The 14148-nt window shown below is 69.6% G+C and carries 9 protein-coding genes; 3 read left to right on the top strand and 6 right to left on the bottom strand.

Translation table 11 applies throughout. From position 1 onward, the window contains the following. Positions 1 to 10: 10 nt before the first annotated feature. Positions 11 to 1318 carry a tetratricopeptide repeat protein gene (locus P2Q00_RS10670; RefSeq protein WP_275771783.1) on the top strand — a complete coding sequence of 436 codons (1308 nt, stop codon included), beginning with the start codon at positions 11 to 13 and terminating at the stop codon, positions 1316 to 1318. Here the strand turns inward: P2Q00_RS10670 and P2Q00_RS10675 are convergent. From P2Q00_RS10675 to brxD, 6 genes are all read right to left on the bottom strand, one after another. After that, a complete protein-coding gene (locus P2Q00_RS10675) occupies positions 1305 to 4001 on the bottom strand; it encodes a M48 family metallopeptidase (RefSeq protein WP_275771786.1) in 2697 nt (898 codons plus the stop codon). The two genes, P2Q00_RS10670 and P2Q00_RS10675, sit on opposite strands and share 14 nt — an antisense overlap. Beyond that, complete coding sequence (locus tag P2Q00_RS10680; RefSeq protein ID WP_275771788.1) at positions 3998 to 4516, bottom strand: hypothetical protein; 519 nt, start codon at positions 4514 to 4516, stop codon at positions 3998 to 4000. The genes P2Q00_RS10675 and P2Q00_RS10680 overlap by 4 nt, the downstream gene beginning before the upstream one ends. 15 nt (positions 4517 to 4531) lie before the next feature. Then, positions 4532 to 6649, bottom strand: coding sequence for a serine/threonine-protein kinase (locus P2Q00_RS10685; RefSeq protein WP_275771790.1), 2118 nt, complete (start codon positions 6647 to 6649; stop codon positions 4532 to 4534). A gap of 300 nt (positions 6650 to 6949) precedes the next feature. Next, on the bottom strand, positions 6950 to 7129 hold the full coding sequence (locus P2Q00_RS10690; protein ID WP_275771791.1) for a hypothetical protein: 180 nt from the start codon (positions 7127 to 7129) through the stop codon (positions 6950 to 6952). A 353-nt stretch (positions 7130 to 7482) separates the two neighbouring features. After that, positions 7483 to 9681: a DEAD/DEAH box helicase gene (locus tag P2Q00_RS10695; RefSeq protein WP_275771792.1), complete on the bottom strand. Its 2199-nt coding sequence runs from the start codon at positions 9679 to 9681 to the stop codon at positions 7483 to 7485. Next, positions 9681 to 11030 carry a BREX system ATP-binding protein BrxD gene (gene brxD / locus P2Q00_RS10700; protein ID WP_275771793.1) on the bottom strand — a complete coding sequence of 450 codons (1350 nt, stop codon included), beginning with the start codon at positions 11028 to 11030 and terminating at the stop codon, positions 9681 to 9683. The genes P2Q00_RS10695 and brxD overlap by 1 nt, the downstream gene beginning before the upstream one ends. A gap of 182 nt (positions 11031 to 11212) precedes the next feature. Here brxD and P2Q00_RS10705 point away from each other — a divergent pair, with 182 nt between their 5' ends. Together P2Q00_RS10705 and P2Q00_RS10710 are read left to right on the top strand one after the other, a co-directional pair. After that, on the top strand, positions 11213 to 13030 hold the full coding sequence (locus P2Q00_RS10705) for a DUF262 domain-containing protein (protein ID WP_275771794.1): 1818 nt from the start codon (positions 11213 to 11215) through the stop codon (positions 13028 to 13030). Beyond that, positions 13027 to 14073 (top strand): CBS domain-containing protein, encoded by a 1047-nt coding sequence (locus P2Q00_RS10710; RefSeq protein ID WP_275771796.1) that lies wholly within the window; start codon positions 13027 to 13029, stop codon positions 14071 to 14073. The genes P2Q00_RS10705 and P2Q00_RS10710 overlap by 4 nt, the downstream gene beginning before the upstream one ends. Positions 14074 to 14148: the final 75 nt, after the last annotated feature.

Consider the following 14148-nt stretch of genomic DNA (forward strand, 5'->3'; position numbering starts at 1 on the left):
GCATCCGGGCGTGCCGTCGGCCGCCGAGCCCGGACGGTGGCTGGACGCGGAACGGGCGAACCTCCTCGCCGTCATCGACCACGCCGGCCGGCACGGCCCTCGCCCCGTGGCCTGGTACCTGACCTCGGCGCTGTTCAACCAGTTCTGGATCCATCTGTCCCGGAAGACCTGGCAGACCATCGCGCAGACGGCACTGGAGGCGGCCGAGGCCGAAGGCGACCTGTTCGGCCAGTCCGCGATGCACTCCAGCCTCTCGGCGCCCCGCTGGGACCGGGGGCATGTCCGCCAGGCGATGGAGCACGCCACCCGCGCGCTGGACATCAGCCGGGAGCTCGGCTGGGTGGCGGGCGAGGCGGCGGCACTCGGCCTCAGGGCCTTCTCGAAGTGGAGCATGGCGCGCCTCAGCAGCGCGTACGACGACCTCACCACCGGGCTGCGCCTCTTCCACGCGGCCGGCAATCCCCACTTCGAAGGGTTCGGGCTGGTCGGCCTCGGTATGGTCTGCCGGGAACTGGGCCGGTTGCGCGAGGCCGCCGGTCACCTGGAGAGTGCCCTCGGCCTCGACGTGGAGCACACCCGCTGGGACGACGGCCCGGCCATCCAGGTGCTGGGCGGGGTGTACTGGGAACTCGGCCGTCTCACCGACGGGCTCGACCTCCTCGGCCCGGCGGTCATCTCGGAGAAGAGGGCCGGTTACCGCGACGGCCGCATGATGATGCTCAACTGCCTCGCGAAGATCAGTGTCGAACTCGGCCGCCACGAGGAGGGGTTGGAACAGGCCGAGCGAACCCTGGCCATGGTCGGGGACACGAAGCGGTACTGGATCATGCCCGGCATCCTCAACACGGTCGCCGCTGCCCACCGGGAACTGGCGCATCCGGACCGGGCCCTCAGGGCCGACCAGGAGGCACTCGCCCTGGCCCGCGAGGCGGCCTTCAGCCGCGGCGAGGCCGACACCCTCGTGAGCCTCGCCGTCACCCACCAGCACCTCGGCGGGCACGACGAGGCCCGCGCCCACGCCGAACAGGCCTTGCGCCTGGCCCGCGCACACTCCTTCCGCGTGGTGGAGGGCCAGGCCCTGACCGCCCTGGCCGGGACAGCCGAGTCCGAGCGGGACCACGCCACCGCCGCCGAACTCGCCGAGCGGGCGCTGATCATCCACCGCGAGACCGGCCACCGCCTCGGCGAGGCCCGCACCCTCATGGCACTCGCCCGCATCCGGCGGAGAACCGACAGCGCCGCCGCCGAACTGCTCAGCCGACACGCACTGGCCGTCTTCGAGGACGTCGGAGTGCCCGAGGAGGTCACCGGGTCCTGAGTCTCATCCCGGCCGGCTTCGCCAGTTCGACCAGGTCGTCGAACAGGGCGGCCACCGGGTCCACGGGCGGATTCAACGCCGTGAGCACGGGGCGGAGTTCCTTCCAGTCCGTCACCGGGAGGGCGCCGAGACAGTCCTGCGCGGAGGTACGGCTGCTGGTCAATACGCCGGACCAGACGGACTGCTCGGCGGAGGCGGGGATCGGGAAGTAGGCCTCGGCCCGGTCGATCGTGCGGAGCAGGTCCGTGCAGCCGCGTCTGATCGCCGTACCGTCGACGCTTCCGTCCGGATTGACGCTGCGGTCGATGTCCGCCAGTGCCCGTTCGTAGTCGCCCATGAGATGCGCCCCGCCGAAGTACCCCCAGGCCCAGATCTGCATGCCGAGCTGCCGGCTCGACACCGGGCCCCTCTGAAGCCGCGTGATGAAGGGGTCGAAGCCGGCCCGGTCCAGGCGCCCGCCCGAAGCCCGCACGTCCGCATAGGTCGCCGCGCAGAGGCTCGCCAGCACCCCGCAGGCCGCGACGGTGCCGATGAGGCGGAGGTCGCGACACCACGGGGACCGCGGGCGATCGAGAAGGTGTCGGACGCGGAGGGAAAGCCTGACGGCGACGGCGACCGGGAGCGCCGCCGCCACGGTGGCCATCCCCGCGACCGCGAGCAGTTCCGGCAGGAAGAAGGTGAGCACCTGCCAGTCGCCCTCGGCGGCGATCTCGCAGCCGGAGTGCACGATGTTCAGCGGCCGCACGCAGCCGTCGGTCCCGTTGACCACGAGCAGCACCGCCAGCCCGATCGCCATGGCGGAGCCCGCCGCGGCCGTAGCCGCCGCCGCGTCACCGCGGCTCACCCACGCGGCGGCCAGCGCGGCACCGACGGCACCGCAGAGGAGGACCGCGAAGAGCCAGCCGGTGTAGACGGTCACGCTCGGGACGAACGGCTGACGGTCGTGCCAGATCCACACCTGGGCGCGGTGCGTGACAGCAACGACGCCGATACCTGCCGCGGCACCGAAGAGCAGACTGCACGCCGTACCGGCCGACCGCGGGCGCCGGGCGAGACCGGCCAGCGGAACGATCCACAGACCGGCCGTAAGCCACATGCCCCATCCGTTGCTCGCCAGGGACACGACGACCACGGTCAGGACCGCGATGACGTGCGAGGTGGTCGACGGCGTCAGTCTGTCCGCGGGCGCGAAGCCGTCGTTGAGGAAGGTGAGCGCCGAGGACGCCGAGTAGGGCATGCCGGCGCTGAAGGTCGTGCCGACGGCCTGCCACGCGCCGTGCCACCAGGCGAACGCCATGCACGTGACGGCGAGCGTCACCGCTCCGGCTGCCGAGCGCCGGCCGGACGGCAGACCGGCGAACAGCGCGGCGCATCCGGCGGTCCACCACAGGACCGCCGCGGGCACGACGAGCAGCAACAGCAGCAGAAACGCCTCGGGGAACTCGGGCGCCCACTGGTTTCCCAGGAACTGGCTGACGGCGAGTTCGCCCCCGAACTGGCCGGCCCCCAGCCAGAGCCCCGCACGCAGCCCGGACGGCCTGGCCCCGCCCCCTCGGGCGTGCACCACGCCGCGCCACACGGCGATGCCCCCCACGGCGGTGGCCAGCGCGGCCGCGGGCCACACACCGGGATCTGCCAGCCAGGCCGGCAGATAGTTGTTCAGGCCGGGCGTGAAAGTGATCAGGTAGCCGAGGAGTTGGACCGACACACCGGTCAGGACCATGGCCGGCGCGCCGACCGCGACAGGTGCGGAGGCGTCGGCCAGCGCGGCGACCCGCACTTCCCAGTCGGGATGGGTGAGCAGGAGGGAGACGACCTTACGGCGCGCCGGGCGCCGTCCCTGGTGTCGGGTCCAGTAGGTCGCGTCGGCGCCCCGCGCGACCGCGTCTAGGTCGGCGTAGATCTCCCGGCTGCGCAGGACGTCGGCTGTGGTCAGATACATCAGTACGACCATGAAGGCGGCAAGGACCAGGTTGCGCGCCAGGCCGGGTGCCGGGTCGCCCGTGAGCAGCAGCCAACTGTCCACCGCGACGAACGGAATCAGCACCCCGATCAGGAACACGCGCCAGATGGCGACCGTCAGATAGGTGATGTCGACGTCTCTGTTGCGGATGTGGGCGAACTCGTGCAGCAGCGTCGCCCTGAACGCGCTGCGGTCCTGGTGGAAGAGCTTCACCAGACCGAGGTCCAGCCGGACGGTGTAGCGCCCCGGCCGCCCGAAGACGACCGCGTTCGCGCTGAACAGCACGTTGGGATCCATCACGAAGCGAGGGGCCCGGCGTAGTCCGCTCGTGGCCGCCAGGTCGGTCAACCACTCGATGACATCGGCCTGTTGCAACGCCGCCACCCGGGAGCTTCGTCCCTTCCAGCGGGGGATCAGCACATACAGCAGGAGGGCGAGAAGCATCACGACGAGGGTGGCGATCAGCGGAAGCCAGAGCAACTTCCACCGACCGACATAGTGGTCCACGCAGGCGTGGTAGGCGGGCGTGGCCTGGGCCAGAACGTTGGCCGGGTCGTTGCGTTCGTCGTTGAAGCCCGCGGCCAACGCGCAGCCTCCCAGGGTGGTGCGCGGATCGGTCAGCATGAAAAGCAGGTCCGAGAGCATGGACAGCGTGCCGGCGACGAACAGGACGACGAGGAGGACGAAACGCTGTGTGGTTCCCGCCCCGTTCGCCCTCACTCATCGCCTCCGGTCGGCAACTCGCTCTGCCCACCGTCTGGTTGGGCCAGTGCCAGCCGCCTGACCACCGCGTCGGCGATCCGCTCGCCGCGCTCGCTCGACAGCCGTGCTTGCCGGGCCGCGGCGAGCACGGCCTGCTCGACGGTCTCCAGTTGTTGACGCGTGAGCGAGGGGGCGCTGGCGGGCACCGGGTCCCGGCGGCGGCCGAACGGCCGGCGCCGCACCAGCCTCGTCCGCGTCTCCTGTTCGGCGGCCGAGACGATACGGCGCACCGCCTCGTCCACGGCGATCCAGAGGACGGGGGTGAGCAGCGCGCCGGCGACCTCCAGGCCGAAACCCAGGGGTTCGTCCCGGCGGGGGCGCTCGGTCAGCCGCTTCAGCGCCACCTCGTCGTCGAGCCCGTGGAGAGCGTCGACCATCGGCAGTTCCTCGGGGGCGAGCTTCGCGACGACGACGTTGACGATGTCGTCCCGCAAGGCCCGTGGATTCGGGGTGAGTTCCCCTGGTGACGTCATGCTGGGGCCTTCCCCTCAGTCGAAGGACTTGAGTTCCTGCTGCGCCTTGGCGACCAGCCGGTCGACCTCGGCGCTGCTCAGCGGGTGGACGACGAGATCGATGTCGTCCGCGTAATCCCAGAAACGGTCGTGTCCGGTGGCGTTGGCCCGGGCCTGACTCCGGGCCGAGGCGGCGTCGTAGGCGGCGCCGCCGTCAGGGTTGTCGCAGGTCAGCTCGCCGGTGAGGGTCTTTCCGGTCAGCTGGTAGGGCTGACGGCCGCTGCTGCAGCCGCCCACCTGCTGACCGCCGGTGGAGATCGATCCGACAGTGAGTTCGATGTAGACCGTGTCCAGGGCGTAAGCCTTGGGGGCGGTGTTGTACACCGGCCCGGAGAACGACACATGGACGTGGCAGCCGGAGGAACTGCAACGGACGCCGCTGGCGCCGCCGTTCTGCTGCAGGATCTGGACCGACGCGCCGGTCGTCGCGTCGGCGAGGTCCTTGGTGTTCTTGATGACGGTGGCGTACACCGTCCCGGCGTCGGTGACGGGGGTGATGTCCATGCCCCGGGAGTCGGCCAGCGGCGTCTTGGCCTCCACGGAGCGCGGCAGTTGGCCGTCCGAGGTGTACCCCTTCACCGCGTCGTGCACAGTGTTCACGCCCGGCGGCTCCCAGCGCAGCACGCGGTAGGGCGCGCGCTGGGTGACGTAGATGTACCCGTTCACCGTGTCGGCCTTCCAGGCGGGGGCGCCGTGGACGGTGACCGCTGCCGCCTTCTTGTCGCCTTCCTTCGGCAGACGGGGCTTCTCGCCCAGCGCCTCCTTCAGGGTCGCGGCCAGCTTGGCCGGGGTCAGATAGGGCTTGAGGGCAGGGGAGGTGTTCTTCGCGTCGTCGACCGGGTCGTACCTCCAGCCGCGGGTCACGGGGTCGTTCTTGAAGCTGGCGTAGTCACGGCCGCCGATAGTCATGAAAGCCTGGTCGCTCTTCCCCGAGGCGTCCTTCTTGCTGCCCATGTTTCCGTGCTTCTCACCGGTGGCGGTGACCGTGACATCGAAGTAGGTGAAGTACGTCTTCTGGTCCTGGTACCGGACTCCCGGCGACTTCGCGAGCGCGGCCAGCGCCTGGTCGAACGGCGCCCGCACCTCGGCCGGTTCGCCGCTTCCGCTGTCGATGAGCAGCGCGGCCACGATGATCACGACGACCGCGCCCACCACGGCCGCGAGTACTTTCCTGCGCCGGGTGTCGAGGCGTGCCCACCCGGGCCTACGGGTCGCGGGCCCCGTTCCGGCGCCGGGGAGGGGGCTGGTCATCACGGCGGCCGCGTCTGTCAGCGCCAGGACGCCCTGCTCCAGCCAGCCAGGCCCATACGCGGCAGCGGCGGCGCTCTCCAGGTCGACCGCGAAGGCCCGGGCGTCGGCGTACCGCTTACTCGGGTCCTTGGACAGGGCACGCTCCAGCACCGGCCTCAGCGGCTCCGGTACGCCGTCCAGCGGTGGCGGGGCGGACTCGTGCAGCGCGCGCAGCCCGTCCGTGCTGTCGGCGCGGAACGGGGCGACACCAGTCAGGCATTCGAGGAGCGTGACGGCCGCGGCGTAGGTGTCCGAGGCCGGTGTCGCGGGGCGCCCGTGCCACAATTCCGGCGCCCGGTAGACCGCGGTGCCCTCGGCGGCGTCCTCACCGACCGGCACGGGGATGCCAATGTTGATGAGCCTGCCCTGCCGCGCGGCATCGATGAGGACGTTGTCCGGCTTGACGTCCCGGTGCACCACGCCCCGTTCGTGCAGGACGGCCAAGCCGAGCAGCAAACCGCGCAGCAGCGCCAGCGCGGCCTCGGGCAGCGGGCGCCGCGCGGTCAGCAGCGCGCGCAGCGTGGGACCGTCCACGGCCTCCATGACCAGAGCGACACCCCCGCCGTCCGGCGAGTCGAGCACCGCGTCGATCCGTACGACGTTCGGGTCCCGTATCCCGGTCACGAGGGCCGTTTCCCGCCGGATGCGCTCGACTACCCGGTGGTCGTCGGTGAGCTGCGCGGAAAGGTACTTGATCGCGACCAGATCACCGGTCCCGTCATCGCGGGCCAGCGTTGTCCGCCCCGTCGTTCCGACGCCCAACTGCCGGATCTCGGTGAACCCGGGCACCAACCAGTTCGCCATCGAACCCCCGCCTCTCCCTCGTGAGCGCGCCGTGCGGACGAAAGTAAGAGGGGCCGATGTAATTACGATGAAATTGCAATGACCGTGGGGCAGGAGTGATGCGTGCTCGCTGCACGACACGTGCCATGCGGCGGGGACTGATGAACGACGAAGGGCGCGACCGTCCGTGATCACGTTGATATCACTCAGCATGATCTGGAAGGAGGCCCGCGCCCGGATGCCATACTGCCCGCCTCCCGCCAACCTGCCGGTCAATACGGCCTCACTGGTACGGAGTTGTGCACACCCGAGCGCTTGCCCTCACCGCTGGAGGCGGTCCGTGGCATCCCCGACCCGCGCATCGCGCACCTGGTCACGCACCTGGCCGACGCTGTTCGGCCTGGTCGCCTGCGCCATGCTCTGCGGAGTCCGCTCGGCGCGCAGCGTGATCTGCTGGGCGTGGGGCCGGGGTGCTCGCTGCCCTCGAAGTGCCCCAAGCACGCTCCCCCATTGCGCATCCGTTGCACAAAGGAGGACTCTTGTGTGGCTACCTTGATGGCTACATAAGACGACATCCCGCCCTGGAGCGGTCCGGACGGACGCTTCATCGCTATTGGGGTCAGGGCGCGGCCTCGACAGGCGGACGCGATCCGATCCCGACTCTCCGCACGCGGCCTCAAGGCCACCACGATGGACACCGCCAACCGCCTCCAAAGCCGCGATTTCGGTGTAACCCTCGTTTGACACTCCTTCTCCTGCCGCCAAGACGCCTTCGCGTTGCAGTGGTGACGGAGCAGTTGGGCGGGGCGTAAGCCCCACCTTCCGGAGCGAAGCGGCCTTGGCGGCTTTCCGATTCAGCCGTCGTACTGAAAGCGCGCCGACTCGCCGAGCACCAATCGTGCGCTCTCGAAGTCGGCCAAGCGGGCCGCCACCGTGGCCACGGCGAGGCGTTCCGGAAGGGCAGCGGAGAACTTCAGGCCGCGTACGGCCCGGCGGTCCACGTCGGGCAGGACGAGGTTCTCGCCGACGTTCTCACGGGCTGCACGCCAGGCGGCCGGGGTGAGGTTCTCGCGCAGGCGCAGCCAGCTGTCGGTGGGCCGTTGCAGGGGATCGGTGACCGACTGGAGGGTGGCCGCCAGGGTGGCGTTGGCGCGGTACCCGGCCCAGGTCCACCAACGGACATCGGAGCCGACGCGCGTGATCAACGTGCCGCCTGGGTGGACGGTGCCAGGTGCGTCAGTCTCGCGCTGTTCGGCCAGGCACGCTTCCGCCCGCCGGGTGAGGGAGACGGGTGGGTTCGCGCCCAGGAGTACCTCGCGCATGGCACGCGTGAGGGCGTACGACAGTCCGGCGACGCCGGCGTTCATCCACTTGGCGATTCCACCGCCGTCGGCCGGCTCGACGAAGACGCGCTTGCGCAGCCAGTCGATGTACGTGACCTGCCAACTGCGTCCGCCGAGGAGCAACCGCCTGGGGCCGGGGCGTTCCTCGGTGAGCACGCTCGGGTCGGTGCGGCCGATCTCTGTGCGTCCGGACAGTACGGTGAACTGCGGCGGTGCGGTGAAGGAGGCGGTCAGTTCGATGAAGTGCCGTTTACCGAAGCGGCGTTCCGCCTCGGGACCGACGAACAGCATCCCACCGTCGCTGTCGAGGTAGCCCTCATTGGTGAGGAAGCGCAGGATGGGTGCAGCCGACTTGTCGAAGGGGGCGAGGCCGTTCCACTGCCGGTCCCACAACCGGTCGCCGAGCTTGTGCTGTTGCAGGGTGACGGCCAGCAGTTGCTGGGCCACCAGGTGGCGCGGCTCTGGCGGCGGGACGACCGGTTCCACCCAGCCCCGCGACCACAGCAGCAACAGGCCCGCCGCCTGCAGCAGTGTGTCCTTGCGGGTGGCGAGGAACAGACAGTTCCGCACAGTGCCGGAGCGCCGGCCGGTGCGGCCGATGCGCTGCAGGAACGAGGCAACGGAGGCGGGTGAGTCGATCTGGATGACGCGGTCCAGGTCCCCGACGTCGATGCCGAGCTCGAGGGTTGACGTGGAGACGATGACGCAGTCGCGGGCCTCGGCGAACGCCTGCTCGGACCGGGTGCGTTCATCGACGGAGAGTGAGGCGTGGGACAGGAAGACGGTCACCTCGCGCGCGCGGAGCGCCGCGCCCAACTCCTCGACCTGGCGGCGCGAGTCGCAGAAGACGAGCCGCTTCTCTCCCTTGTGCAGCGCCGCGATGAGTTTGGCCGCGTTGTCGAGGGAGCCGACATAGTCGAGTTCCACTTCGCCCGCAGGCCGGTTGGAGGGTTCGAGATTCGCTCTGTCCTTGTGTCCGCTGCCGTCGGTGGCCGGCAGGTGCACTCCGGGGGCAACCACCTGACCGGTGCGGCTGTCGGCGCCCGCGCCTTGCAGCCAGTGCAGCAACTCGGCCGGGTTGCCGACGGTTGCCGAGAGCCCGACGCGCTGGATGGGCCGTCCGCTGACCCGCTCCAACCGTTCGAGCACGGCGAGCAGGTGCCATCCCCGGTCATCACCTGCGAACGCATGCACTTCGTCGATGACGACGGCCCGCACGCTTCCCAACAGGCGGGCATGGTCGGTCTTGACGCCGATCAGCATCGCTTCGAGCGACTCGGGCGTGGTCAGCAGGATGTCCGGCGCCTCGGCCCGAATGCGCTGCCGTTGCGATTCCTTGGTGTCACCGTGCCAGAGCGCAGCGCGTCGCCCCAGCCACTGGGCGTAGGAGTCGACGCGGACGACCAGGTTGTTGAGAAGTGCCTTGAGAGGACACAGGTACAGCACGGAACTGCCGGTCCACCTGTGCTCGGTCATCGCCGACAGCAGGGGGAAGCAGGCCGCCTCGGTCTTGCCCCCCGCCGTCGGCGCCAACAGTACGGTGTCCTGTCCCTCCATGAGGGGCGTGATCGCCGCACGCTGCAGGGGACGCAGATCGGGCCAGCCGAGGGTGTTGACGATGTGATGCAGGACGACGGGGTCGAGTCGGTCCAGTACGTCGGCGTCCTCGTCACCCTGGTCCTTCCCGGCCGGGAGTCCCGCGTCCGCCATCACAGCTCCAGGTCGATGTCATCGGCCGACGCGGAGTCTCCGGAGACCGTGGCGGCCAGGTTCCGCTCCACGTCGGTGAGTTCGCTGCCGGCGACGGTGAGCCGGTAGTGCTGCCGGGGGTCGAAGTCGTCGAACTGGTCCACGCGGTCGAGCACGTCCCCGACGAGTTTCTTCAGGAACAGCCGGGGAGCCACTCCGACCTTCCCGCCCAACGCCCCGCCGACGGCCACCGCGAGGTCGGCGACATACGCGTCGTCGACGACCTTCCGCACGCGCTCGGGCATTTCTGCGGCATCGGCGTACAGGTCACGAATGGTGAGACCGAGTCCGACCAGGGACTCCTGGTTGAAGCCGGGAAGCCTGATCTGTACGGCGCGAGGGTTGTCGAAGCGCGGGTCGGTGGTGAAGTCGGTGGCCAGACGCTGAGCGAGCGGGGCCAGACGCTGCACGCCCTGCTGACCGTCGTAGAAGGCAGGGGTGCCCGTGATGACCAGATAGAGGCCGGGGAAGCGGCCCGAGTGCACCTCGTCGATGAGCTGCCGCAGCGCGTTGAGCGCCTTGTCGCGGGCGTCCGACCGGACCCGCTGCAGCGTCTCCACCTCGTCGAGGACGACGAACAGCCCGGTGTGCCCGGAGTCGCGCAGCACGGTGAGGAGCCCCTGCAGGAATCCGAGCGCGCCGAAGTGGTCGAGGTCGCCGCGTACCCCGGCGGTCCTGCGGGCGGAGGCCGCGACGTGCGGCTGGCCGCCGAGCCACGCCAGGACGGCCGCAGCGGTCGCCTCGTCGCCGTCCGCGAGGGCGGCCCGGTAGCCGCGCAGAGCGGTGGCGAACGACGGGGCGTGCCGGGAGACTTCGGCGAGCCGTGCGACGAGCAGTTTCTCCACCTCATCCGCAAGCTCCTCCTCGGTCGCGCCGGCCGCGAGGGCGTCCTCCTCCAAGGCGTAGAACCAGGCGTCGACCACGGGCCGCAGCGCGCTGGGCGGGAAACTGGAGGTGGTGAGCCGTTCTGTGAGCCGCCGGTAGACCGTCTCCAGCCGGTGCAGTGGGGTCTCGTTCTCCGAGACCTGGATCTCGGCCACGGCGAAGTTACGGCGCTTGGCCCGCTCCCCCAGCCAGCGGGTGAAGAACGTCTTGCCGGACCCGTACTCACCCCGCACGGCCTTGAACACGGAGCCGCCGGACGCCACGGCGTCCAGTTCCGCGTCCAGAGCCGCATCGAACCGGTCGAGCCCGGTGGCCAGCAGGTCGAGTCCGCTGTCGGGTACGGCACCGCGCCGCAGCGCGTCGATGACAGTGCGGCGGCGGGCGGCGCTCACCTGTGCGGGGCGCTGGGATCCGGTGGTGCTCACGGCAACCAGTCTTCCATTTCCACGGGCACGGCCATACGGGGACCGGAAAGCGGCCGTCGGTCGGTCCGCGCTTCCCACGGCACCGTGGTGAGGCCACCCACTTCGTTGAATCGGTTGACGGTCACCCGGAGACGCTGCTGGAATCACTCTCCGTACATACGCAAGGCGGGAGTGGGACGAACGTGGCGGCACTCGACAATGTGAAACTGAAGGACGTACTCGCGGACGTGGCGTCGGGCTCCTTACAGTTGCCCGACTTCCAGCGGAACTGGAAATGGGACGACGACCGGATCCGCGCCATCATCGCGACGGTGACGCTGGACTATCCGCTCGGCGTGGTGATGACGTTGCAGACCGGCGGCGCCACTCGATTCCGCTCCCGGACGCTCACCGGAGCACGCCCGGACGGGGATCCGGCCGCGGACCTCCTCCTGCTGGACGGGCAACAGCGCCTCACGTCCCTCTTCCAGGCCCTGTGGCTCGACGCCCCGGTGGAAACCGCGGACGCCCGTGGCAAGCCCATCGAGCGGTGGTACTACGTCGACATCGCGAAGGCCGTCGGCCCGTCCGCGGACCGCGACGAGGCCATCCTGTCCGTCCCGGCGGACAAGGTACTCCGCACCGACTTCAACCGTACGGTGGTGCTGGACCTGAGCACCACGGAGGGCGAGTGCGCGGCCGGTCTCTTCCCTCTGCACCTCGTCTTCGACGCCCAGCGCGTGAACCAGTGGATGATGTCGTACATCAAGGCGGACGAGAACCAGAACTGGGATCTGTGGGGCCAGTTCGACGAATCGGTCCTCCAGCAGATCCGTGCCTTCCAGGTCCCGATGATCCGGCTGGCCGCCTCCACCTCCATGGACGCCGTCTGCGCCGTGTTCGAGCGGGTCAACACGGGCGGTGTGCCCCTGAACGTCTTCGAACTGCTCACCGCGACCTACGCCGGAGACCGCGAGTACGTGGACCGGACCGGGGACTACTACCAGCTCCCCGAAGTGTGGAGAGAGATCAAGCAGGGGCTGGCGGCCAAGTACCCGGTCTTCGGCCGTCTGGACGGCAGCGTCGAGAACGGGCTGAGCAGCATCGACTTCCTGCAGGCCATCGCCCTGGTACGCACCTGGGAGCGGAAGCAGGCGGGCACCGGGGCGACGGTGTCGTGCAAGCGCAGGGATCTGCTGGACCTCCCGCTGGCCGACTTCGTCCGCCTGGCGCCGAAACTCGCCGACGCCTTCGCCTGGGTGGGCGACTTCCTGGATCGGCAGTGCATCGTCCGCCCGAACGATCTGCCGTACAAGACGCAACTCGTCCCGCTCGCGGCCGTCCGCGCCATCCTCGACACGGCACTGGACGGCCTGGGAGCGGAAGACAAGACCGAGCAGTGGTATTGGTGCGGGGTTCTCGGCGAGATGTACGGCGGCTCCACCGAGACCCGCTTCACCCGTGACGTCGAGCAGCTCATCCCTTGGATCGCGCAGGACGACCGGGCACCCGACACCGTCACGGACGCCTTCTTCTTCGCCGACCGCCTCGACAGCCTCACCACCCGCAACAGCGCCGCCTACAAGGGCATCTACGCCCTGCTGGTCAAGCAGGGTGCGGTCGACTGGCACTACACGGACAGCCCGCTCAGCCCCGGCAGGCTGGACGAGTACAGCGTGAATGTCCGCCAGATCTTCCCCAAGGCATGGTTCCGGCGGGGCAACAGCCAGGGCCTGCCGACGAACTCCATAGTGAACAAGACCCCTCTGTCCTACCGCGCGGCGATGGACATGACCGGGGCACCGTCGTCCTACCTGTCCACCATGGTCGCGGCTTCCGACATGCGCCCCGAGTGGTTCGACGACGTGTTGGCGACCCACCTCATCGATCCGGAGGCGCTTCGGGACAACGACTACGAACGGTTCTACAACGACCGTTCCAAGCAGTTGCAGGATCTCGTGCACGCCGCCATGGGCAAGAGGACCATGCTCCGCGACCTCGCGGAGGGCGACGCCCGATGACGACCACGCCGAGCGGGCAGGACCTCGCCGCGCTCAAGGGCAGGACCGTCCCCGTGCAGGACATCCTCGACCTGTTCCAGGTCAGAGTCCGTGACCACCGGACGGTGCACCGCATCTCTCAGGCACTCACGGACGCCGGGCTGACGACGCTGCCGGACTTCGCCGTCTGCGGCCAGCGCAGCAACGTCGACGTGGTACCGCTCGCGTCCGTCCCCGCGCAGGCCGCCACCGCCGACGCGGAGGAGGACGAGACGGAGGAGGCCCTGCCCTCGGCCGCCCTGCCGCAGCGTCTACTGCTCGGGGACATTCCGTCAGCGAGGCGCGGCCTGGTGTCCGTCGGTCCCGGTACGCCCCTGGCGCAGACCACGTTCCTGATGCGTACGAAGGGCCTCGCGCAGGTCCCGGTGACCACCGGTATGGCGCAGATCCACGGAGTGGTCACGTGGGGGTCCGTCTCCAAGATGTACGAGGCGGGCAAGCCGCCGACGCTGGACAACGCGATGGAGAAGGACTCGCTTCCGGTCGCCGACACCCGCCAGGAGTTCTTCTCCGCCCTGCCGGTCATCCGCGAACACGGCTATCTCCTGGTCCGTGGCGACGACGGCTGCCTCTCGGGCATCGTCACCGCCGCGGACGTCACGGACCGCTTCGAGGGCGCGGCACGGCCCTTCTTCATCGTCGGGGAGATCGAGTCCCTGCTGCGCCGCTGCCTGGGCGCGGCACTGGACGAGGAGACCATCAAGGCCGTCCAGACGAACAAGAAGCCCGAACACCGCACCGGTCAGGTCTCCGACCTCATGTTCGGCGACTACCTGAAGCTCCTGGACGGCGACCAGACGAAAACGTCGCTGGCCGAACGCGCCGACGCCAACTGGGAAGCCCTGAAGTGGCCCAACATGCCCAGGGAACAGTTCATCGGCCGCCTGAAGCGAGTGAAGGACATCCGCAACCGGATCGCCCACTTCGACGAGAAGCCGCTTCCACAGGAGATGATCGACGAGCTGACGACCTTCGCGAAGGTGCTGCGGGCGTTCGTGGCCTGAAGCAGCGCAGCGGTAGGCGAAGGCAACGCCGGCTGCTTCCTCTCGGGAACAGTGCCGCGTGCGGGGTGCCTCCAG

It is taken from the genome of Streptomyces coacervatus, from assembly GCF_029223485.1.
Lineage (GTDB): Bacteria > Actinomycetota > Actinomycetes > Streptomycetales > Streptomycetaceae > Streptomyces > Streptomyces coacervatus.

What these genes read in the sequence shown, in the direction of transcription:
- P2Q00_RS10685 (WP_275771790.1), bottom strand. Translation starts at nt 6,649, where the DNA reads ATGGCGAACTGGTTGGTGCCCGGGTTCACCGAGATCCGGCAGTTGGGC.
- P2Q00_RS10680 (WP_275771788.1), bottom strand. Translation starts at nt 4,516, where the DNA reads ATGACGTCACCAGGGGAACTCACCCCGAATCCACGGGCCTTGCGGGAC.
- P2Q00_RS10695 (WP_275771792.1), bottom strand. Translation starts at nt 9,681, where the DNA reads ATGGCGGACGCGGGACTCCCGGCCGGGAAGGACCAGGGTGACGAGGAC.
- P2Q00_RS10710 (WP_275771796.1), top strand. Translation starts at nt 13,027, where the DNA reads ATGACGACCACGCCGAGCGGGCAGGACCTCGCCGCGCTCAAGGGCAGG.